Consider the following 21,068-nt stretch of genomic DNA (forward strand, 5'->3'; position numbering starts at 1 on the left):
AGTATGGCAAACAGTTTAATATTCAGACAAGGTACAAAAAAGAAGCCCTACGAATAACGTAAGGCTTCCTGCAAAAAATATACCTGTTTGGGCAATTACATTTTCTCGATCACAAGAGCAGAGGCACCGCCACCGCCGTTGCAGATACCGGATACACCGATCTTACCGCCTTTCTTGTCGAGCACGTTGCAGAGCGTGGTCACGATGCGCGCACCGGAAGCACCCAGTGGGTGACCCAGTGATACAGCACCACCAAACACGTTCACGTTGCCGCCTTCCAGACCAAGTTTCTGGTTGTTGGCGATCGATACCACCGAGAAGGCTTCGTTGATCTCGTAGAAATCTACTTCCTCAGGCGACACGCCGGCGTTCTTCAGCGCCTTAGGTATAGCCAGTGAAGGCGTGGTGGTGAACCAGATCGGATCCTGCTCTGCATCGGCAAAACCACGTATTTTGGCAATTGGCTTCACGCCCAGCTCCTCTGCTTTCTCTTTGCTCATGAGCAACAGCGCAGCGGCACCGTCGTTCAAAGTAGAGGCGTTGGCGGCCGTTACTGTACCTGCTTTGTCAAACACAGGACGCAGACCAGCCATTTTCTCGAAGTTTACCTTCTTGTATTCTTCGTCTTCTGTTACCACAATCGGGTCTTTGCCACGCTGCGGAATCTCCACCGGCACGATCTCATCCTTCAGCATACCTGCCTCCGTGGCGGCGGCTACTTTTTTGTAAGACTGTGTCGCGTATTCGTCCTGCATTTCGCGGGTGATCTTCATTTCGCGGGCTGTGTTCTCAGCGGCATTGCCCATGTGGAAGTCGTTGTACACATCCCACAGACCGTCTTTCATCAGGCCGTCGATCATCTGACCGTGACCCAATTTGGCGCCGAAACGGGCTTTGTCGAGGTAGTAAGGCACGTTGCTCATGCTCTCCATACCACCCGCCACGATCACGTCTTTGTGACCCAGCATGATCGCCTGCGCCGCATACATGATCGCTTTTGTACCGGATGCGCATACCTTGTTGATGGTCGTACACTCCACGTTATAGCCAAGTCCGGCCTTCACAGCCGCCTGACGGGCAGGGGCCTGACCCACGTTGGCCGACAGCACGTTGCCCATGATCACTTCCTGTACCTGCTCTTTGTCAACACCGGCTTTCTCGAGCGCACCTTTAATAGCGGCAGCGCCCAGTTCCGTGGCAGTCAGGCTGGCCAGCGCGCCGCCAAAGCTACCGATTGGAGTACGCACAGCCGAGATTATATAAACTTCTTTCGTTTGCATAAGATTGTGTCTTATAGTTTTATAGTGTGAAATTATCAGGATTCAAGCGGAAAACCAAACAATCGTTAGGTAAATGGCTTATCAAAGGTTAAATGGTTTAATGGTTAAATTGTTAGTCCTCAGCAAGGTATAGGTTATCACGAAAATGTATTTGCGGAACCAGCTGATTTTAAACCTTCCTTCTGGAGTAACCTCTAAGGGAATAACGCGTGCAGGCGCAAAATAATTTGTACATTTAGAGAACCAATCAGATCCGCTAACCAATAGCCAAGCCTTTTACAATGAAGAAATTCTTATTGTTGATGGCGTTGTTCGGTACCGGCCTTACACAGGCGCAGGCACAGCAGCAAGCCACCAAAAAACCACTCACCCACGACGTATACGACAGTTGGAAAGGAGTGGCCGGGGACAAACTCTCCAACAACGGCCAATACGTATTGTTCAACGTCGATCCGCAGGAAGGCGACGGTACACTCTACATTCGCAACTACGCCAACAAGGCCTGGAAAGAATTTGCGCGTGGCACTAAAGCGGAGTTTACCAACGACAGCCGCTACGCCGTGTTCCAGATCAAGCCGGAATATAACAAGGTGCGTGCGCTCAAGCTGAAGAAGAAAAAAGGCGACGATCTGCCGAAAGACTCGCTGGCTATTGTGGCACTGGAGAACATGAACGTGGTGAAAGTGCCGCGCGTGAAGTCTTACAAGCTGCCGAAAGAGGACAGCAACTGGGTAGCCTACCAACTGGAGAAACCGCTTCCGGCCAAAAAGGAAGCAGCCAAAAAAGAAGACCCGAAAACAGAACCCGCTATACCTGAAACTCCGAAAACAGAGCCTGCCAAAACCGCTGCCGCCAAGCCAGCCCCTAAGCTGAAACAGAAGAAGTCGGAAGGCACGGAACTGGTGGTGCGCAACCTGCAAAGCGGACAGGAGTACCGCTTTAACCGCGTAGTGGATTATGTGTTTTCCGAGAAGGGCAATATGCTCTATTTCGTGAAAGACGAACTCGACTCGCTGCACACGGCCGGGGTATACGCCTTCAGCACGGCTGACCTTAAGGTAATGCCGATCGATACGGGCAAGGTAACTTACACCGGCATCAGCACTGACAAGGCGGGCGAGCAACTGGCCTATGTAGCGACTAAGGACACGGTAGGAGCAGAGCTACGTTACTTCAACCTCTACCACTGGAACAAGAAGGACAACAAAGCTGTGACGCTGGCCGACACCGTGACCAGGGGGATGCCAAAGGCCTGGATGGTGAGCGAGCATGGTAACCTGCGCTTCTCCGAAGACGGCCGTCGTCTGTTCTTCGGTACCTTCCCGCGCCCGACCCGCTTTGAAAAAGATACCACCAAGCTAGAGGAGGAGAAAGTAAACCTGGACATCTGGGGCTACAAAGATCCGCTCATTCAGCCGATGCAGCTCAAGCAATTGAGCCGCGACCAGAAGCGCTCTTTCCTGGCGATGTACGACCTGCGCGGCAAGAAAATGCAGCAGCTGGCCACCCTGGAGATGCCGGACGTATACCTGGACGCCTATGGTCAGTCGGACGTAGCGCTGGGTGTGAGCGACGAGAAGTATAAGCTCACCGTCGGCTACGACACCCCAACCCGCAAAGACGCCTACCTGATCGACCTGAAAAAGGGTACCAGCAAGCAGATATTGAACGAGACAAGAGGTTTTCCGCGCCTGTCGCCACAGGGCAGCTACGTGTACTGGTACGAACCAACTGACAGCAGCTGGCATGCCATGAACACCAAAGGCGGGGCGAACCTCAACCTGACCAAGCGCATCGGTTTGCCATTTTATGAAGAAGACAACGACATTCCTTCCTTGCCAGGGTCTTATGGCGCCGCTGGCTGGGTAGAAAAGGACAATGCGTTTTTGGTATACGACCGCTTCGACATCTGGAAGCTGGACCCGAGCGGCAAAAAAGCCCCTGAAAACCTGACCGACAAGTATGGCCGCACTAACAAAGTGCGCCTGCGCTACGAGCAACTTGACAGTGAAGAGAAGTTTATACCTGAAAACGCGACCCTATACCTGAGCGCCTTCAACACCGTTGACAAGTCGGCCGGTTTCTTCCGCGACCACGTGAGCAAAACCATGCAGCCCGAAAAACTGGTGATGACACCGCACGGCTATACCTCATTTAAGAAAGCCAAGAACAGCGACCGCATTACGTTCCGCCGCGGTTCTTTCCGCGAGTACAACGACCTCTATACTTCCGACCTGAGCTTTGCCAACGCCGAGAAACTGAGCGATGCCAATCCGCAGATGAAGGACTACCTGTGGGGTAATGTGGAACTGGTCAGCTGGAAATCAACGGACGGTATACCTTTGGAAGGACTCCTGTACAAGCCGGAGAATTTTGATCCGAAGAAAAAATACCCGATGATGGTGTACTTCTACGAGCGCTCTTCGGACGGTATCCATAACCACCGCGTGCCCGCGCCGAGCGCCTCTACCATCAATATCCCCTACTTTGTGAGCAACGACTACCTGGTTTTCGTGCCAGACATTGTGTACACCGAAGGCTATCCGGGCGAAAGCGCCATGGACTGTATTATACCGGGTGTGCAGAGCATCGTGGCGCAGGGCTTTGTGGACGACAAGAACATGGCTTTGCAAGGGCAGAGCTGGGGCGGATACCAGATCGCCTACATGGTGACGCGCACCAACATGTTCAAGGCAGCCATGGCCGGTGCGCCTGTGTCGAACATGACGAGTGCGTACGGCGGTATCCGTTGGGGCACAGGTCTGAGTCGTCAGTTTCAGTACGAGCGCACGCAGAGCCGCATCGGCGGCACGCTGTGGGAAAAACCGATGCAGTTTATTGAGAACTCCCCGCTCTTCTTCGCCGACCGTGTGAAGACGCCATTACTCATCATGCACAACGACCAGGACGGTGCCGTGCCGTGGTACCAAGGCATCGAGTTCTTCATGGCGCTGCGCCGTCTGGAGAAGCCGGTTTGGATGCTCGTGTACAACGGCGAGGACCACAACCTGATGCAGCGCAAAAATCGCAAAGACCTGTCGGTACGCATGTCTCAGTTCTTCGACCATTACCTCAAAGGGGCTCCGGCTCCGAAGTGGATGGACCAGGGTGTTCCGACTCTGCTGAAAGGAAAGGACTATGGTTTTGAGCTGATCGAACCGCAGGTATCTTCTGCTCCAAAAGAGTAGTATTCTATACCCGTCTGTACCTGAAAGGCAGCGGCCGTCTCCAAAAGAGGCGGCCGCTGTTCGTTTAAGAAAGCATCAGTTTAATAGCCGAAAAATAGTGTTTCGTATATTATTTAAAAACCGATAAAAACTTGTGTTTGTGAAAGACGTTTCTTAGTTTAAGAACGCTTTTCACCTAACTGAGATAATTTGAAACGTCGTGATTTTATGTACCTGGCAGGTATGGGCGCTGGTGCGCTGATGCTGCCTATCCCCCTAATCGGGAAAGATGTGTCACCGGAGGTGCTGCTGGAGACCATGGATGTAGGGCTCCGGAAAGAGCTGGCTGATGTGGCCCTGAACGCCGCTCGATCCAGTGGCGCGACCTACGCCGATGTCCGGGTAGGCCGCTACCTCAACCAGTTCGTCATCACCCGCGACAATAAAGTGGAGAACACTGTCAACACCGAGTCTTACGGCGCAGGTATACGCGTGATCGCCGACGGCGCCTGGGGTTTTGTGGCAGCTGACAACATCACCAAAGACAACATCGCCAGCATGGCCAAGAAGGCTGTGGCCATTGCCAAAGCCAACGCCAAGCTGCTCGAACAGCCGGTTCAACTGGCACCGCAGCGCGGCTATGGCGAAGTGAGTTGGAAAACACCCATCGAGAAAAATGCACTGGCTATACCTGTTAAAGAGAAAGCCGATCTGCTGCTCGCTGCCAACGATGCCGCTATGAAGAATGGCGCCAACTACATGAACTCGCTGCTCTTTCTGGTGAATGAACAAAAATACTTTGCCTCTACCGACGGCTCTTACATCGACCAGGACGTGCACCGCATCTGGCCAGTCTTCACGGCCACGGCCATCGACCCCGCCACAGGCAAATTCGAGACACGGCAGTCGCTGAGCGCGCCGATGGGCATGGGCTACGAGTACCTGGATGGCCGCAAGGAAAGCAAGACTGCCAGCGTCACCACGCTCTACGGCAAGCATTACGACATGCTGGAGGATGCCGCCGCCGCCGGCAAGCAGGCGGTGGAGAAACTGAAGGCCAAATCCGTTGAAGCAGGCAAGTACGACCTCGTGCTCGACCCGTCGCACCTGTGGCTGACCATACACGAGTCGGTGGGGCACCCGCTGGAGCTCGATCGTGTGCTGGGCTACGAAGCGAACTTCGCGGGCACCTCTTTCGCCACGCTGGACAAATGGAAAACCAAGAATTTTAACTACGGTAGCAAAATCGTTAACCTCTTCGCCGACAAAACGCAGCCGGGCTCGCTTGGAGCGGTAGGTTACGACGATGAAGGCGTGAAGACCAAACAATGGGATCTGGTGAAAGACGGTACCTTGGTGAACTACCAGGCCACCCGCGACCAGGCGCACATCATCGGCGAGAAGGAATCGCATGGCTGCAGCTACGCCGACAGCTGGAGCTCAGTGCAGTTCCAGCGCATGCCGAACGTGTCGCTGGCGGCAGGCAAAACCCCGCTCAGCGTGCAGGACATGATCAAAGACGTGAAGAAGGGCATCTACATCATTGGCGATGGTTCCTTCTCCATCGACCAGCAGCGCTATAATTTCCAGTTCGGCGGACAGCTCTTCTACGAGATAAAGGACGGGCAAATTGCCGGCCAGTTGCGCGATGTGGCCTACCAGAGCAACACACAGGAGTTCTGGAATTCCTGCTCCGCCATCTGCGACGAACGCGACTACCGCCTGGGCGGCTCCTTCTTCGACGGCAAAGGGCAACCGATGCAGGTAAGTGCCGTGTCGCATGGTAGCGCCACCGCCCGCTTCAACGGCGTAAACGTGATCAATACAGCCAGGAAAATCTGATAAGTTTAGGAATTTGAGAGTTAGAGAGTTCAGGAGTTAGAGAAGGAAGAGTAGAGACACTAGCGATGTACTGCCTATATTCTTACTCCTTTCTAACCTCCAAACCTTTTAACTTTCTAACTAGAGAACTCTCAAACTCCTAAACTCCCAAACTCTCTAACTAAAAGAAACTATGCTTTTCACAGAACAACAGGCGCGGGAGATCATGCAGAAGGCCCTTAAGTTTTCCAAGGCCGATGAGTGCGTGGTGAACCTGCAGGGCAGCACAAGTGGCAACATACGCTACGCCAACAATGCCGTGTCGACGAGCGGCGAAAACAGCACTTCCAGTCTGGTCGTGACCTCCGCTTTTGGCAAGAAGACAGGTATCGCCACCATCAACGAGTTTGACGATGCCTCACTCGAAAAAGTGGTGCGCCGTTCTGAGGAACTGGCGCAACTGGCGCCTGAGAACCCAGAGTACATGCCCATACTGGGACCGCAGAAATACCGTAGCTCCAACGCCTACTTCAAAAGCACCGCCGACTTCTCACCACAGCAACGTTCCGATGCGGCAGCAGCCAGCATACTGCCCGCCCGAGAGCGAAAGCTGAAGGCAGCCGGTTACTTGCAGCACAACGCCGGTTTTCAGGCCATGCTCAACTCCAAGGGTTTGTTTGCTTACCACCCCAGCACCGATGTGGAGTTCTCGGTAACAGTGCGCAACGAGGAGGGCACGGGATCGGGCTACGCCTCCCGCGGGTATAACGACATCTCGAAACTCAACACGGCCGCAGCTTCCAAAATAGCGATGGACAAAGCCGAAGGATCGGCCAAAGCCGTGGCCCTGGAGCCAGGCAAGTATACCGTGATACTGGAGCCTGCCGCAGTCGCGGTGCTGCTCGAAAATATGTTCTTCAACATGGATGCCCGCAGCGCCGACGAGGGCCGCAGTTTTATGAGCAAACAAGGCGGCAAGACTAAAATAGGGGAGAAGTTGGTGGATGCGAAAGTGAACATCTACTCAGACCCCACGCATCCCGAACTGCCTGCCGCCACCTGGAGCGGCGACGGTAGGCCCGTGGAGCGCGTGAACTGGATCGAGAGCGGTGTAGTGAAGAACCTGTACGCTTCCCGCTACTGGGCAGAAAACAAAGGAGCCAAGTCGATCCCCATGCCGAACAACGCGATCATGGAAGGTGGCAAGGCCTCCCTGGAGGACATGATCAAGAACACGAAGCGCGGCATCCTAGTGACACGCCTGTGGTACATCCGCTCCGTAGACCCGCAAACGCTCTTGCTTACGGGCCTGACGCGCGACGGTACGTTCCTCATAGAGAACGGAAAAATAAAGCATCCTGTGAAGAACTTCCGCTTCAACGAAAGCCCCATCATCATGCTCAACAACCTGGAGGAAATGGGCCGGCCGGAACGCGTGGTAAGTGGCGAGTCGAATGTCAACTACATTTTGCCGCCACTCAAAGTCCGTGACTTCACTTTCAGCAGTCTATCAGACGCCGTATAGCGCAGCCATTTTTCGAAACATTCTCTCCCCTCAAACCCCAAAGCCTCGCAGGTATAGCCAGCAGCTTTGGGGTTTGTTTTTGCTCTCCCACTTCCCAACTTTCTAACTCCCCCCGTATCCCTCCAGATTTTCCCAAGCCTGCGCCGTGCGCATAAACTGGCCTGTTCCGAAAGCGACTTCCTTGCCCCGTTCGTTGTACAACGTAGCCTCTGCCACAAACAGGTTTTTGCCCACAGAACGCACCATGCCCACGGCTTTCAATATACCTGAATTGACGGGTCGCAGCAGGTTGATCTGAAACGAAGACGTCACAATGAACACATCGGGTACCACAGAGGCGACTGCAAAATAGGCCGCATCGTCAAGCAGTTTGAAGTAGGTGGCCCCGTGTATCGCCTGCGCTCCGTGGAAGTACTTCGGATCGACGGGTAGGGTGATTTCTGATTTGCTGTGCGACACGGTGATGCTGCTGCCACTGAACAGCTGCTGAACGTTGGCGCTCAGGTATAGCTTTTCGAGTTTTCGGTAATGCAGGTCTTGGGTAGTGGTCATGATGTGATTTTTTGCAAGTATACGCAACGCTTCGCGGGCTCTAAACTGAATAAGCGGAAAGAAGGAGCCAAGAGTGCCGGAATGTTAGTATATTGGCGGCATTCAGCAAATAGTGGTGTAATCAGCGCTTCAGTAGAAGCCATGTATGCACATCCATATTTTAGAGTAAATTAATTATGTCAGATGAAATGAAACAGTGCCCGAAGTGTAATTCACCTTACGGGTACGCGATGGGCGAGGAGCTTTACGCCTGTCCGGAGTGCGGCAACGAGTGGAACCCAAGTGAAGTGGAAGAAGAAGCGGGCCTGAAAGTGGTGGATGCCAACGGCAACGTGCTGCAGGATGGCGACACGGTGGTAGTGATAAAAGATTTGCCAGTGAAGGGCGCTCCGAAGCCTGTGAAAGCGGGAACAAAAGTGAAGAACATTCGCCTCGCCGAAGGCGACCATAACATCGACTGCAAGATAGACGGCTTCGGTTCAATGGGACTGAAATCGGAGTTTGTGCGCAAGGCCTAGTTCTATACCTGTTGGCTATACCTTATACAACCAGAGCACGACGTAACGGCCAACTAGCGAGATGAACTACCCCTACGCTCCCGGCATCAACCACATCGAATTCTGGGTGAAAGACCTGGCAGAATCAACCGCGTTTTACCGTGCCCTGTTTCCAATGATCGGCTGGTATGCGCTGAACGAAACCTCTTTTAGCTGCGGTCAGCACGAGATCTATTTCAAGCAAATGCCCGTCGAATTCTGCGACAGCTTGGGTGTGCGACACATCTGTTTCCATGCCATAAGCAGGGAAGTGGTGGATCAGGTAGGAGCGTGGCTGCGAGGCCAGCAGACTAACATTATTCGCGGCCCACAGGAAATGCCGCACTACCATGCGGGTTACTACACCGTCGACTTTCGCGACCCGAATGGCTTCGTGCTGGAGGTTGCTTTCACTCCGGAAGCCAGGCTTTAAGGACAGGTATAGCCAACTAAAAAAACGAAGGCAGCTATTGGGTAGCTGCCTTTTTTCATAGTTATATTTTGTGCTATGAGTTCCTATACTCTTAATCTAAAACTATGTTGTGGCGAGCTCAGAAATTATTGTTGATGCGCATTTCTGCTTAGTCAGCTATACCTAGTTTTAGGGCAGTACCACAGCTGCCATCCGCAGTTCTTTCACGCGATCTTCGAAGTACTCTGCAGGCTTCCCCTCGCCCAGAATTGCGACACTGTCAAACAGTTCGGTAAGCTCCTCGCTGTGCTCCGCTTTCTGCCCTTTGCGGATGTCGATGTAGGCAAAGCGTGTCCAGATCACAGAGATAATGGCGCCTGTTTCGGGGTTAACCATCTGGCCTTCCATCAGCAGATCGGAGCTGCCGTACCAGCGCAGGCAAGTCTTGATCGTCACCGTTTCCATGAACTTCACTTCACGCAGGTAAGCAATCTGGTTAGAGGCGACTACCCAGGCTTTGCCCGTCTGTTTCCCCAGCGCATAAATGTCGAGTCCGTAGTTGTCGCGCAGTTGATCTTCCCGTGCGTTCAGGTAATAGTCGATGTAGCGGCCGTTGTTCAGATGACCGAAAGGATCACAGTCCTCGAAACGAACCAGCGCCTTGCTTTCCAGTATTTTGCTATACTCTTTTTTCATTATTGTTCTTGTTAAAAAAGACCGATTGGTTTATTTTAGTTTAAAAAAAATCAGATTTGTAGTTCAGATTGGAGCATGTGCTCCAGTTGGGAGATAACGGTGTTGAGGTACTTGTTGTCGCCGTAAGCTTTTGAAACCATGATACCGCCTTCGATCATGCTCACAAACAGAACAGAAAACCTGTGCGCGTCTGCCTCCGGCCTGAACTCACCGTTTGCTATACCTTGCAGCACAATATTCGCGACGGCCTTGTGCAAGCGGTTGAGCACCTTGACAACACTGGCTCTCAGCAGCGGGTTGGTATCGTCGGCTTCTACTGAGGTGTTCAGAACAGGACATCCGCCCTGCACAGGAGGTGAAAAGAGGTAGGTTTTGTAAAACTGCAGAATGGCTTTCAGCTTGTCTGAGGCAGTTTCCTTAGCAGCTACTCGCTCCCCGATCATACGGGTGATGATGCCAGCCGAGTGCTCGAATGCAGCCAGCGCAATCTCTTCTTTGCTTTCAAAGTGCCCGTAGATGCCTCCTTTCGTTAAGCCCGAAGCAGCCATGATGTCCTGCATCGACGTGCCGGCATAGCCCTTCTGATTGAAGAGGGGAGCCGATCGTTCAATGATCAACTGGCGCGTGCGTTCTGCTTTAGACAAGGAGGTATCCATCGTACAAGTGATTACGCAAAATAAACCAATCGGTTTTAAATTTCCAAATTGAAAACTACCAGTCCGGTTTGGAAGGGTCGGGTTTGCGGGTGGATTTTTTGGGCAGCTGCTGAATGTACTGCTGCTCTGCGCTGCGCATGGCTTCCAGCATCAGGCGTGCCTTCTCGGGGTTAATGTTGTGTTGCTGCAAGCGGTGGTTTCTGGTCTGCGCCCGCTGCTCGGCATCCGAAAGCGGCTCTGCACTGCGGCTTCGTTCCGGTCGATCAGGATCGAAGTTGCTCTCCGGGTTCAAGCCCTTCGTTTCGCCGGTCTCCTGTCCGCTGGTTTCTGGTTTCTCTGCCTGCCTGCCGTTCTCTTTGCCGGGCTGATCTTCCTGGCCAGCACCCCCTTGTTGCTCATCTTGCCCTTGATCATCCTGCTCAGATTGATCTATTTCCGCCTCCTGATCTCCTTCGTCGTCGGGGTTTTTGCGCGGCTGCTCTACTTGCTCTTTTTCTTCCGGCTCTTGCGGCATCGGCTGCTCCTGTGCCCCCTCTTGATTGGCGGGTAGTTGCTCGTTTTCCTCCTCGGCCTGTGCCAGGTCCGGGCGCTCTTCCAGGAGCTTTTTAATCAACTCGTAGTTATACCTGGCCGCTTCGTTTTCCGGTTCCACGATCAGCACCTGCCGGAAGTAGGTGAGGGCCTGTTTGTATTTCTTGCCTTTCGCAGCGATGGCGCCAAGCTGGAGCAGCGAAACGGCCTTGATGTGACGGGTGGCATGGCTGGCCAGCAAGGTATACTGCTGTTGCGCTTTCTGCAGTTCGCCCAGTCGGAAATAGGCATGCCCCAGATTCAGCCGTACCTGGTCATCCCGAACCTCCAGGTCCTCCAGCAGGTACTCGTACGAAGCAACGGCTTCTGTATAATCTCCCCGCTTATAGGCCGCTGCGGCCAGGTTGGCATGCTCGTTCATGAGCGAGATGGTACGCAGCCCACCCGACAGAAAACCGATAAAGAGCAAGGCCGCTACGATCGCTTTCATATCCTGATCAGCTTAACGGTGATGAGTACATCGAGCAGTATGAGCAGCAGGGCCAGGGCCAGCGGGTAAACGTACTTATTGGCGGTTACGTCGATGGTCTTACTTTCGCGCAGTTCGCCTTCTATGTTGTTGATGGCATTGATGAGGCGACCCACCTCACTGATGCGACCGTTCACTTCAAAGTATTCGCCTTCGGTTGCCTCTGCTAACCGCTCCAGACCCTCGGGGTGCAGGCGCGTGACCACCGGATTACCCTGCTGATCCATTTTGAATGAGCTGCCAACTGGTATCTGGCCGCCGTCTGTGGTGCCGATGCCTAGGGCGAAAACCCGAATGTTCTGCTCACGCAACCTGTCAGCCCAGTCGGAAGTGCGGCCCCCGAAATCCTCCCCATCACTGATGAGCACCAGGATGCGTGCCTTCTGCTCACTCGCTTCCGGTGAGGCCGCCTGTCCGAATTTTTGGGACACGACTTCCAGCACAGGAATAAAACTGGTGCCGCCATGTGGGAGCAGGCCCGTACGCAGGGTTTGGGTATAGAGGGTGAGGGCCTGCTGATCGTAGGTGAGCGGACTCTGAATATAGGCCTCCGAGTCGAACACGATCAGGCCGATGCGGTCGGAGTTGAAGCGGCTGATTAGCCGTATAATATCGCGTTTGGCGCGTTCCAGGCGGGAGGGCTGCACATCGTTGGCATCCATGGAAGCCGAAAGGTCGACCGCGATGTAGATGTCCTTGCCGATGGTTTTGATCTCCTTTTTCATGGCCCCGAAAGAAGGTCCGAGAATGGCGATAATAAGCAGCACCACATAGGCATGGCGCAGCAGAAACTTCACCCAAACTCCGTGGGGACGCTGACCAAAAAAAGCCGATACCTTTTGCACGCGCCACAGATACCCGATGTACAGCCCCATAAAGAGGATGCCGAACAGGATTTCGAGCAGGGTGAGGGTTTGATACCAGGTCATGTTGTGTCTTTTGGGCAATGGCCCGATGACAAATATAAGAAAGGAAAGCCAATGTGCGGGGCTTTTGGGAGGCGTTAAATGCAGTTACAGGTATAGCTTGTGTAGCAGATGCAGTCCCGGGCAGTAAAAAGGTGAGGAAAGGGTAAATAATTTTAAAAAAATATTGCCTTAGAAAGCTGAATAGAATCAAGTAGTTAGTTTTAGGAAAGGGAGTTTAAGGGCATGCCAGGCGTGTTTGTTTGCTAAAATTTTGAGGTATGCTATTGTGTGGGCAAATTTAATGTAGTATGTTTGCAATCTCTTCAGCAGGGAGAGACCCGGAGGGGTGGGTGAGTGGCTTAAACCAGCAGTTTGCTAAACTGCCGTACTGGAAACGGTACCGGGGGTTCGAATCCCCCCTCCTCCGCAAGCGGAAAAATAAATTGAAAATGTTTTGACAATTTAAATTCTTCGCTTACTTTTGCACCGCGTTCAACATTAACAGCGACACAATCGCTGACCGGAGTTGGAAGTACAGTTCGGGGTGTAGCGTAGCCCGGTATCGCGCCACATTTGGGATGTGGAGGTCGTAGGTTCGAATCCTGCCACCCCGACTTAAAAATTTCGGAAGCAATTCCGAAATTTTTTGTTTAAGGGTAGAGCTAACGCTCTCCTAAGGACGCTGGTCTCGTAGCTCAGCTGGATAGAGCAACTGCCTTCTAAGCAGTAGGTCTTTGGTTCGAATCCAAACGGGATCACGGTTTAAGTATGAAAAACCCTCTTAGTTTATCGCTAAGAGGGTTTTTTGTTTTAGAGTATGTTACAAGTAGAACAAAAAGCTCTACACGCTTACCTTCCAGCTTCCCTTTTCACACCAGCCATACCTAATCAGGGTATAAAGTCAGGAAACATAATTCCAAGGTTTTCATAAATTACGGCGTGAGCACAACCGATCACTTTCCCATACTGGGCATCCAGGAGTTTCAGCCGACTCAGCAGCCGGTCCATGGCTTGCAGTACCTGGACGTGCAGGGGGAGCAGCATATCGACAGGCCGCACAAACACGATTTCTTCATGCTGCTTCTGTTCGAGGAGGGTAGCGGTACGCACACCATCGACTTTGAAGAGTATGCCGTGGAGGGAAGCCAGTTGCACCTGCTGCTGCCTGGCCAGGTGCACCGCTGGAGCCTTGGTGAAAACACACGAGCCTACCAACTCATGATCAGCCGACCTGTTTTTGAGACCTTTTCCTCCTCGCTGGAATTGTCTTTCGTGCTGTACCAAAAACACCCCGTCATCAGCCTCGCCCCAGATACTTTCCATAAGCTGCGCTACGAATTTCTCGCCGTACGTGACGAGCTAAACGCAAAGCCTGCTGACTGGACCATCATCAAACTGAGAAGTCAGATCATTGCCCAACTGGCCAGCCACGAAGTAGAAGCTAAGCACGAGCTTCTGTCTGTGTACCGCGCTGCGCCTGCGCTCCTGAAGTACCAACACCTGGTAGATACCTATTTTAGGGAGCAGAAAACAGTGGCATTCTACGCAGAAAAGCTGCATATCTCAGCTAACTACCTGAATATTCTCTGCCGAAAGCACCTGCAAGTTTCGGCGATGTACCTCATTCAGAACCGTATCACGCTGGAAGCCAAACGCCTGTTGCGTGCCTCCGATATGTCGATTAAGGAGATTGCATTCGAACTCGGCTTCAGTGATCTGGCCTATTTCTCCAACTTCTTTAAGGGCCAAACCGGAAGCTCGCCACGTTTATTCAGGAGGCAGTTATAAAATTTACAAGTTCTGGCAGAAATCACACAGCTGTGCCAGGTATAGAAGCACTAACTTTGTTGCTCTAAACTAAAGCAACATGGCCTTACAACGCATTACCCGCAAAGACTTTATCATAAACTCATCTATCCTATTAGCTGGTAGCAACATGCTCTCGTGCAGCAGTTTGTTTGCCGGAAGTGAGTCAGGCAGTGACGAAAATAGCAAGTTTGCCGCTGACGGGGGTGCCCTCAGGCTTAAGAACGTGCGGTTGGAGACAGGTTTCGAGTATGAAGAAGGGGAGGTGATCGCCACGAAAACTGAGCTGTTCCTGCTAGAAATCAGCAACGGGAAAATAAGTGCTATCCGGCCCAACAACCCCAGTGCCAAGGCGATCGATGCGAAGGGGCTGCTGCTGCTCCCTGCCTTCAAGGACATGCACATCCACCTGGACAAGACCTTTTACGGCGGCCCCTGGCAGGCCAGGCGTAAGAAGAACCGGACCGTAGAGGACATGATTGCCTACGAGCAGCAGATCCTCCCGGAAATGCTTAAGACCTCTACCGAGCGGGCAGAGAAAATCATCGAACTGCTGCAGACGCATGGGACTAATTTTGCCAGGAGTCACGTCAACATCGAGCCTACCTCAAAACTTGACTCCCTGAAAAACCTGCAGCGGGCGCTGGAAAACAAGAAATACAGCTTCGCCGCAGAACTGGTTGCTTTTCCGCAGCACGGTATCCTGCGCTCCAATTCACAGCAGCTGATGCGAGAGGCTGCCACCATGGGCATCGATTTTATCGGCGGACTGGACCCACATGCGATTGATGGCGATATGGAGAAGAGCATAGACTTTGTGGTACAGCTGGCCCTGGACCACGGTAAAGGCATCGACATACACCTGCACGAGGGCGGCGAGAGTGGCCTGAGAACGGTGAATTACCTCATCGATCGGGTAAACGAAAACCCTGTGCTGAAAGGCAAAACCTTTATCAGTCATGCTTTTGTGCTGGCCCGGCTCGAGAAACCAAAACAAGAGGAAATAGCCGAGAAGCTAGCACATGCCCGGGTCGGTATCGTCTCTTCTATACCTATCGGAAGCATGATCATGCCCATTCCGACGCTTTACAGGTATGGTGTAGACGTTAGCACCGGCAACGACTCCATTGTGGACCACTGGAACACTTTTGGGACAGGCAGCGTGCTGCAAAAAGCCAACCTGATGGCACAAGTCTACGGCTACTCGACCGAGCTGGAACTTTCCCGTTGCCTGAAACTAGCCACGCACAACATCCTCCCGCTGGATGACAAAGGCAACCGACAATGGCCTCAGGTCGGCGATGCGGCTGATCTCGTGTTGGTGGATGCGAGTTGTTCAGCAGAAGCTGTTTCACGTGTTTCTCCTGTAAAGTCCCTGATGCACAAAGGGAAGATTGTCTATTAAATCCGATGCCGAATGCGTTTCTTATTTCTATTTCATTTTCTTATGTTTTTGACCGCCTGTTACACAGAATCAACTATGAAGACAATTGCTGACCAAAACTCAATTATTAAATCTGTTCTGAAAGGGGAGACACACATGGTAGCATCGGCCCTGAAGCATGGCGCCAATGTAAATGCCACGGATTCTCAGAAAAGGTCTCTACTGCTTTTGGCCACGCAAAACAACGACCTGAAAATGGCGCAATTGCTGATCGAGTTTGGAGCGGATGTGAATCAGCAGGATGTCATTAAGGACAGTCCTTTTCTATATGCAGGTGCAACAGGGCAAACCGAACTGGTAAAATTGTATCTGAAGAACGGCGCCCGCTTCGACGTGTTCAACCGCTACAACGGCAGCGCGCTGATCCCAGCCTGCGAGAAAGGGCACCTGGAGGTGGTCAGGCTGCTGGCCAATACCAAGGGCTTCCCAATTGACCACGTGAACCGCCTGGGCTGGACGGCCCTGATGGAAGCCGTGGTACTGGGTGATGGCAGCGATACGTACGTAGAAGTGGTGCAGATCCTCATAGATGCCGGATGCGACATAAACATTCCGGATAGCGACGGGGTTACTGCACTGCAGCATGCTCGCAACCGTGGCTACACAGGCATCGCAAAGCTACTGGAAGCAGCCGCTGCAAAATAACATCCACCACCAGAAGCAGTAGGTGCAGGAACCTAAGACAGCAAAATAAGTTAGGCAGGGACCAATGTATGGGCTTTTAGGAAATTATATCAAAAGCAGGGCAGGTATAGCAGAAGCGGATTTAGAGCGGATCTATACCTGTTTCAGCCCTGTCAGGACAAAGCGCAACGAGCTGCTGATTGCGAGTGGGGAAGTATGCCAGCATTATTATTTTGTGAACAAAGGCTGCATCAGAATTTATACCATTCATGAAGGAGGGAAGGAGACGAGCAGGTTCTTTGCCTTTGAAGGGGGCTTCGGTACCGCACTGCCCAGCTTCATAGCCCAGGCTCCCGCTTCGGAGTATATGCAAACCATCGAGCGATCCGAACTGCTTAAAATAAACAGGTCAGACTTCCTCCATCTGGTGGAAACCATACCTGCCTTCGGATTCATTTACCGACAGATTCTGGAACAGGGCTTCATCATGGCCCAGAGCAGGATTTACGGGTTTCAGGGATTCGACGCACTTGAAAAAGTGAAATGGGTCATCCGGCATCAGCCTGATTTCCTGCTGCGCGTCTCCAACAAAATGGCCGCCTCCTACCTGGGTATCTCGCCCTCTACACTCAGCCGCACAAAGTCCAGACTCTGAAAACGTTGCGATAGGTCAATGTTTTCGGGCCAGGGTACCGGTACCTTTGTATCAAAAACTACGGTACTATGAAGAAACACCTGATTCTGACATTCCTGTTTTGCATGATGGCTACGATGGCCTTTTCGCAGGCACATACGCACCAGCTTTCCAGCCATATCCTCGATGTTTCCACTGGTCGCCCCGCCGCTGGTGTACCTGTCAGGCTGGAAAAACTGAACGAGAAGAACAGCAAGTGGACAACAGTGGAGGAGAAGGTAACCGACAATAACGGCCGCATCAAGGATTTCCTGGACTATAAGACAACAGAGACAGGCATTTACAGGCTTACCTTTCTGGTAGCCGACTATTTTAAGCAGCAGAACACGGCTTCCTTTTACCCTTTTATTGAAGTAGTGTTCCAGATCAGGGATAAGGAGCACTACCATGTCCCGATCACCCTCTCGCCCTATGGCTACTCAACCTACAGAGGTAATTAAAAGGGAGATCTCCCAGAGCTCCTAAAAATCAATTTAATTCTCGTGTACTACCGCCAGTGGCCTTTATACCCGAATGCCTCACGTACGGCGGGTCACATACTATTTTCCAATTTTAATTCATTCCCCATGTTAGTAAGACAGATTTTCCTCTTTCTTGTACTTTTTGTAGCTGCCTTTTCTGCCTCCTGCCAGGACAGCAAGGATAAAGATGAAAGCGGCCAAAACCCCATCGACAATCGCCTAGTCGGCAAATGGGAAGTACGCTCTAAAACAGACACAGAAGAAGTGGATGGCGCAGTTACAGAAACAGACCGTGATGTGTACCAAACAGGTGAAAAAACCTATGAATTCACCCCTGATGGAAAGCTAATCATCACAGACGGATTTGGAAGTCATCAGACAACGCTGCCTGTGCAAATGATGGAAGGAAAGCTCTACATTGGCCAGTTCCATAAAGACAAAGAACCTTACACGCTGACGTTTACAGCAACGGGGCTTGAGATGGTGAAAAGGGAAGTGGAGCTGAAGAATGGCCAAACCATTACAGAGCAGGAATTGGTCGTGCTGGAACGTCTTTAGAGGGTCTCTACCACAGTTTATGAATTAAGCCGACTTGGCGTTAACAGCAGTGGATCTAATTCACGCGTTGCAAAGTCTTCTCCATTTTACGGTCTACAGAAAGCTGATCGTGATATAGCTATCCGTATTCCGGCCCTGGTCATCGGTACAGGAGATTTTATACCTACCGGCCTTCTGTGGCTCAAAGAACACCTTCTCGTTGGCGGCGGTGGCGCGCAGGAATTTATCGTTGATGTACCAGTATACCTGCTTCACCTCGTTGTGGGTGTTGCTGTGCAGCATCAGTTGCTGGCGCTCCTCCCGCTCCAGGATGTACTCCATGCCAGAAGCCGGAGAAGCGATAACCGGGGCGTGCTCCTTAAAGATGCGGCTACAGGTGGGGTTGTGCGCCGGAATCTGTTGATAAGGTATCCGCTCAGCATCGTAAAACGTGAGCAGCTCCGGGGGGTGGTTGGGGTACAGCTGCTGCACAAAACCTGTCGCCGGCTGGCAACTGGTGCAATAGCTATACTTTTTATCTGCGGAAACGGCAATTCTTTTTAGATGACTACACTTTTGCGTGTAGGAGATGCCGGGTATAAACGTATCGAGGACCTGGTTTTTGCAGAAGCTGTTGGCCGGGCTGCCGCTTTCGGTGCACACCGCTCTTAAACCAATGCCCTTTGGCTGCTGGAACCACCCATCAGAGGAATTATAGTCGATGCTGTTGAAGATGTCGAAGAGCAGGGGCGTGGCTGAGTCGGTGCCGTTGAGTTCGGGGACGCCCTCGCCGGAGAAATTGCCAACCCAGACACCTACTGTATACTTCTTGTTGTAGCCGATGCTCCAGGCGTCCTTTCGGCCATAGGAGGTGCCGGTTTTCCAGGCAATTTTGGGAAGGTTGGGGCTGTTGTGGGCATTGTACGGCAGGTCGGGGCGCGTGAGCTGCGTCAGAATCTGGCTCACCATGTAGGCTGATGCGGGTGAAAGCAGCTGCGTTTCCGTTTGCGTCGTGTCCTGCTGCAGCCAATGGATAGGGCTATACTTTCCCTGGTTGGCCAAGGCAGCGTACAGCAAAGTCAGCTCCTCTAGCTTTACATCACACCCACCCAGAATCAGGGAAAGACCGAGTTGGTGGCCCATCTGCTTCATCTGCGAAAACTCTGCCTGCTTCAGCTTCTGAACAAAGGTATAGACGCCCAGTTGATCGAGCACTTTCACGGCGGGCACGTTGAGCGAAGTGGCCAAGGCGTGTTCTATGGTGACGTTGCCGTTGTAGTTGCCGAAGTAGTTTTGCGGGCGATACCCGGCGTAATCCACGGGCACATCCGTAATTACCATTTTCGGCGTAAGCAGCCCTTTATCGAAAGCGGCGGCATAAAGAAACGGCTTTAGGGTGCTGCCCGGAGAGCGGACCGCCCGCACACCGTCAACCTGCCCGTGGTGTGCGAAATCATTGAAATCGGCAGAGCCCAGGTAGGCTTCTACGGCCCCGGTTTGGTTGTTGAGGACCAGTACCGCCGCGTTGTGAATGTTTTGGTAACGCAGGCGCTGCATGTAGTTGTAGGCCAGTTGCTCCACTTTCTCCTGCACCTGCCGGTTCAAGGTTGTTTTAATGATGGGCTGATTTTTATACTTGCGGTACATGCGGTAGGCAAAGTGCGGCGCTACTTTCGGCGCCTCCTGCCTGCGTGCCTCCAGCGGCTCCAGCAAAGCATCTTCAATCTCCGTAGCTGGGAATGCCTCTTGCTCCTCGTAGTATTTCAACCACTTATTCCGGAAGTTCACAATCCGCTCGTTTTGCTCCCCAATTCGCAGTGAAGAGGGTTTGTTCGGGATAACCGTCAGCGTAACCGCCTGCGCCAAACTCAGCTGCCTCGGCGACTGCTGAAAGTATAAAACGGAGGCTGCCTTTACGCCTTCAATGTTGCCACCAAAGGGCACCAGGTTCAGGTATAGCTGCAGGATTTCGTCTTTGCTGTAATACCACTCCAACTGCAGCGCCCGGAACATCTCGCTCAGCTTATTGGCATACGTGCGTTGCTGCGGGTAAAGCAACCGGGCCACCTGCATAGTAATGGTCGAGGCGCCGGAGGTCTTCTTGTTTTGAAGGATGTTGTTTGAGAAAGCTCTGGCAATGGCAAAGGGGTTGATGCCCGGATGATAGTAAAAATATTTGTCCTCCTTCAGCAGCACCGCCTTCTTGAGAACAGGGCTTGCTTCAACCGGCTCCAGCTGCATCCGCCACTTATCGTCCCGACTCAGAAAAGCATTGATGACGCTACCATCCGAGGCGGTGATGACGGGGGAATAGGAGATGTTTACTTTGAGGGGGTAGAGGTGGTTGAGTATGGTAAAGGAGAGGCAAAACGTCAACGCAAAGTATAAAGTATACCTGAGCCAGGACTTGCTATACCTTAGCAGCCATTGGTTTGGGTTATACTTTGGGTTTTGTATTGGCATGTTGGGAATTAAAAAGAAACTGTTTTTGTCGTGTGACTATCTCTGCTTTTTACCTATGATTTCGCACAATTACTTTGTATACATCCTAACTAACCCGAAGAAAACTACTTTATACATCGGTGTAACAAATGACATTGTCCGTCAGCTGGAAGAACATACTTTAAATGCTGGTAACCCATCTACTTTTGCCGGTAAATACCACTGCCATCTGCTTATGTATTACGAACGCTTCAGCTCTGTTGAACACGCCATAGCACGCGAAAAGGAGTTGAAGAAATGGAGCCGCGAAAAGAAAGAAGCTTTGATAGAAAGCATTAACCCGAATTGGTTACCGCTTAATGCAGAGGTTCAAGATGATTAAACTTCTTTTTTAGCATTTCAAACATTTTTGTCATTTCGAACGCAGTGAGAAATCTGGAGTATTTC

General features: G+C 52.1%; 19 protein-coding genes and 3 tRNA genes. 15 read left to right on the forward strand and 7 right to left on the reverse strand.

Going from position 1 to position 21,068, the window contains the following annotated elements; all coding sequences use genetic code 11:
- Positions 1-95: 95 nt before the first annotated feature.
- The gene (locus B0B12_RS00180) at positions 96-1,280 is read right to left on the reverse strand and encodes an acetyl-CoA C-acyltransferase (RefSeq protein WP_076665514.1); all 1,185 of its coding nucleotides are present in this window, start codon (positions 1,278-1,280) and stop codon (positions 96-98) included.
- A gap of 281 nt (positions 1,281-1,561) precedes the next feature.
- Here B0B12_RS00180 and B0B12_RS00185 point away from each other — a divergent pair, with 281 nt between their 5' ends.
- The 3 genes from B0B12_RS00185 (at position 1,562) to B0B12_RS00195 (ending at position 7,793) form a co-directional block, all read left to right on the forward strand.
- Complete coding sequence (locus B0B12_RS00185) at positions 1,562-4,468, forward strand: S9 family peptidase (RefSeq protein ID WP_076665515.1); 2,907 nt, start codon at positions 1,562-1,564, stop codon at positions 4,466-4,468.
- A 189-nt stretch (positions 4,469-4,657) separates the two neighbouring features.
- On the forward strand, positions 4,658-6,289 hold the full coding sequence (locus B0B12_RS00190; RefSeq protein WP_076665516.1) for a TldD/PmbA family protein: 1,632 nt from the start codon (positions 4,658-4,660) through the stop codon (positions 6,287-6,289).
- A gap of 172 nt (positions 6,290-6,461) precedes the next feature.
- Positions 6,462-7,793, forward strand: a complete 1,332-nt coding sequence (locus tag B0B12_RS00195; protein WP_076665517.1) for a TldD/PmbA family protein — start codon at positions 6,462-6,464, stop codon at positions 7,791-7,793.
- Between the two features lie 102 nt (positions 7,794-7,895).
- Here B0B12_RS00195 and B0B12_RS00200 read toward each other — a convergent pair whose 3' ends face one another.
- Positions 7,896-8,345, reverse strand: coding sequence for a PaaI family thioesterase (locus B0B12_RS00200; RefSeq protein ID WP_076665518.1), 450 nt, complete (start codon positions 8,343-8,345; stop codon positions 7,896-7,898).
- Between the two features lie 176 nt (positions 8,346-8,521).
- Here B0B12_RS00200 and B0B12_RS00205 point away from each other — a divergent pair, with 176 nt between their 5' ends.
- Both B0B12_RS00205 and B0B12_RS00210 read left to right on the forward strand, forming a co-directional pair.
- Positions 8,522-8,863: a zinc ribbon domain-containing protein YjdM gene (locus B0B12_RS00205; protein ID WP_076665519.1), complete on the forward strand. Its 342-nt coding sequence runs from the start codon at positions 8,522-8,524 to the stop codon at positions 8,861-8,863.
- Between the two features lie 61 nt (positions 8,864-8,924).
- On the forward strand, positions 8,925-9,314 hold the full coding sequence (locus B0B12_RS00210) for a VOC family protein (protein ID WP_076665520.1): 390 nt from the start codon (positions 8,925-8,927) through the stop codon (positions 9,312-9,314).
- A 168-nt stretch (positions 9,315-9,482) separates the two neighbouring features.
- Here B0B12_RS00210 and B0B12_RS00215 read toward each other — a convergent pair whose 3' ends face one another.
- The 4 genes from B0B12_RS00215 to B0B12_RS00230 are packed head-to-tail and all read right to left on the reverse strand — an operon-like array spanning position 9,483 to position 12,634.
- Positions 9,483-9,989, reverse strand: coding sequence for an acyl-CoA thioesterase (locus tag B0B12_RS00215; RefSeq protein WP_076665521.1), 507 nt, complete (start codon positions 9,987-9,989; stop codon positions 9,483-9,485).
- A gap of 50 nt (positions 9,990-10,039) precedes the next feature.
- A complete protein-coding gene (locus tag B0B12_RS00220) occupies positions 10,040-10,645 on the reverse strand; it encodes a TetR/AcrR family transcriptional regulator (protein WP_083704027.1) in 606 nt (201 codons plus the stop codon).
- A 55-nt stretch (positions 10,646-10,700) separates the two neighbouring features.
- Positions 10,701-11,666, reverse strand: coding sequence for a tetratricopeptide repeat protein (locus B0B12_RS00225; protein ID WP_076665522.1), 966 nt, complete (start codon positions 11,664-11,666; stop codon positions 10,701-10,703).
- Positions 11,663-12,634, reverse strand: coding sequence for a VWA domain-containing protein (locus B0B12_RS00230; RefSeq protein WP_076665523.1), 972 nt, complete (start codon positions 12,632-12,634; stop codon positions 11,663-11,665). Before B0B12_RS00230 ends, B0B12_RS00225 begins: the two co-directional genes overlap by 4 nt.
- A 319-nt stretch (positions 12,635-12,953) precedes the next feature.
- Here B0B12_RS00230 and B0B12_RS00235 point away from each other — a divergent pair.
- From B0B12_RS00235 to B0B12_RS00275, 9 genes are all read left to right on the forward strand, one after another.
- Positions 12,954-13,040: transfer RNA gene (locus B0B12_RS00235), tRNA-Ser, on the forward strand.
- Between the two features lie 113 nt (positions 13,041-13,153).
- Positions 13,154-13,227, forward strand: a tRNA-Pro gene (locus tag B0B12_RS00240).
- 70 nt (positions 13,228-13,297) lie between these two features.
- Positions 13,298-13,371 (forward strand) — tRNA-Arg (locus B0B12_RS00245).
- Positions 13,372-13,552: 181 nt separating this feature from the next.
- Positions 13,553-14,401 (forward strand): helix-turn-helix domain-containing protein, encoded by an 849-nt coding sequence (locus B0B12_RS00250; RefSeq protein WP_076665524.1) that lies wholly within the window; start codon positions 13,553-13,555, stop codon positions 14,399-14,401.
- 79 nt (positions 14,402-14,480) lie between these two features.
- Entirely contained in the window at positions 14,481-15,824 is a 1,344-nt protein-coding gene (locus B0B12_RS00255) for an amidohydrolase family protein (RefSeq protein ID WP_076665525.1), read from the forward strand.
- 75 nt (positions 15,825-15,899) lie between these two features.
- Positions 15,900-16,508: an ankyrin repeat domain-containing protein gene (locus B0B12_RS00260; protein WP_244554546.1), complete on the forward strand. Its 609-nt coding sequence runs from the start codon at positions 15,900-15,902 to the stop codon at positions 16,506-16,508.
- A gap of 64 nt (positions 16,509-16,572) precedes the next feature.
- On the forward strand, positions 16,573-17,142 hold the full coding sequence (locus B0B12_RS00265; protein WP_076665527.1) for a Crp/Fnr family transcriptional regulator: 570 nt from the start codon (positions 16,573-16,575) through the stop codon (positions 17,140-17,142).
- Between the two features lie 68 nt (positions 17,143-17,210).
- Positions 17,211-17,621, forward strand: coding sequence for a hydroxyisourate hydrolase (uraH, locus tag B0B12_RS00270; RefSeq protein ID WP_076665528.1), 411 nt, complete (start codon positions 17,211-17,213; stop codon positions 17,619-17,621).
- A 126-nt stretch (positions 17,622-17,747) separates the two neighbouring features.
- Positions 17,748-18,200 carry a hypothetical protein gene (locus tag B0B12_RS00275; protein WP_076665529.1) on the forward strand — a complete coding sequence of 151 codons (453 nt, stop codon included), beginning with the start codon at positions 17,748-17,750 and terminating at the stop codon, positions 18,198-18,200.
- A gap of 93 nt (positions 18,201-18,293) precedes the next feature.
- Here B0B12_RS00275 and pbpC read toward each other — a convergent pair whose 3' ends face one another.
- Positions 18,294-20,642: a penicillin-binding protein 1C gene (gene pbpC, locus B0B12_RS00280; protein ID WP_076665530.1), complete on the reverse strand. Its 2,349-nt coding sequence runs from the start codon at positions 20,640-20,642 to the stop codon at positions 18,294-18,296.
- 55 nt (positions 20,643-20,697) lie between these two features.
- Between pbpC and B0B12_RS00285 the strand changes: the two genes are divergently transcribed.
- Positions 20,698-21,003, forward strand: a complete 306-nt coding sequence (locus B0B12_RS00285; RefSeq protein ID WP_076667522.1) for a GIY-YIG nuclease family protein — start codon at positions 20,698-20,700, stop codon at positions 21,001-21,003.
- Positions 21,004-21,068 lie beyond the last annotated feature (65 nt).

Origin of the sequence: Pontibacter indicus, assembly GCF_900156345.1 — a bacterium.
Taxonomy (GTDB): Bacteria; Bacteroidota; Bacteroidia; order Cytophagales; family Hymenobacteraceae; genus Pontibacter; species Pontibacter indicus.

Bases quoted from the DNA above. Each gene is read 5' to 3' on its own strand.
- pbpC (WP_076665530.1), bottom strand. From the start codon at position 20,642: ATGCCAATACAAAACCCAAAGTATAACCCAAACCAATGGCTGCTAAGG.
- B0B12_RS00285 (WP_076667522.1), top strand. From the start codon at position 20,698: ATGATTTCGCACAATTACTTTGTATACATCCTAACTAACCCGAAGAAA.
- B0B12_RS00200 (WP_076665518.1), bottom strand. From the start codon at position 8,345: ATGACCACTACCCAAGACCTGCATTACCGAAAACTCGAAAAGCTATAC.
- B0B12_RS00205 (WP_076665519.1), top strand. From the start codon at position 8,522: ATGTCAGATGAAATGAAACAGTGCCCGAAGTGTAATTCACCTTACGGG.
- B0B12_RS00185 (WP_076665515.1), top strand. From the start codon at position 1,562: ATGAAGAAATTCTTATTGTTGATGGCGTTGTTCGGTACCGGCCTTACA.
- B0B12_RS00265 (WP_076665527.1), top strand. From the start codon at position 16,573: ATGTATGGGCTTTTAGGAAATTATATCAAAAGCAGGGCAGGTATAGCA.
- B0B12_RS00180 (WP_076665514.1), bottom strand. From the start codon at position 1,280: ATGCAAACGAAAGAAGTTTATATAATCTCGGCTGTGCGTACTCCAATC.
- B0B12_RS00225 (WP_076665522.1), bottom strand. From the start codon at position 11,666: ATGAAAGCGATCGTAGCGGCCTTGCTCTTTATCGGTTTTCTGTCGGGT.
- uraH (WP_076665528.1), top strand. From the start codon at position 17,211: ATGAAGAAACACCTGATTCTGACATTCCTGTTTTGCATGATGGCTACG.
- B0B12_RS00195 (WP_076665517.1), top strand. From the start codon at position 6,462: ATGCTTTTCACAGAACAACAGGCGCGGGAGATCATGCAGAAGGCCCTT.
- B0B12_RS00260 (WP_244554546.1), top strand. From the start codon at position 15,900: ATGAAGACAATTGCTGACCAAAACTCAATTATTAAATCTGTTCTGAAA.
- B0B12_RS00210 (WP_076665520.1), top strand. From the start codon at position 8,925: ATGAACTACCCCTACGCTCCCGGCATCAACCACATCGAATTCTGGGTG.
- B0B12_RS00255 (WP_076665525.1), top strand. From the start codon at position 14,481: ATGGCCTTACAACGCATTACCCGCAAAGACTTTATCATAAACTCATCT.
- B0B12_RS00275 (WP_076665529.1), top strand. From the start codon at position 17,748: ATGTTAGTAAGACAGATTTTCCTCTTTCTTGTACTTTTTGTAGCTGCC.
- B0B12_RS00215 (WP_076665521.1), bottom strand. From the start codon at position 9,989: ATGAAAAAAGAGTATAGCAAAATACTGGAAAGCAAGGCGCTGGTTCGT.
- B0B12_RS00220 (WP_083704027.1), bottom strand. From the start codon at position 10,645: ATGGATACCTCCTTGTCTAAAGCAGAACGCACGCGCCAGTTGATCATT.
- B0B12_RS00230 (WP_076665523.1), bottom strand. From the start codon at position 12,634: ATGACCTGGTATCAAACCCTCACCCTGCTCGAAATCCTGTTCGGCATC.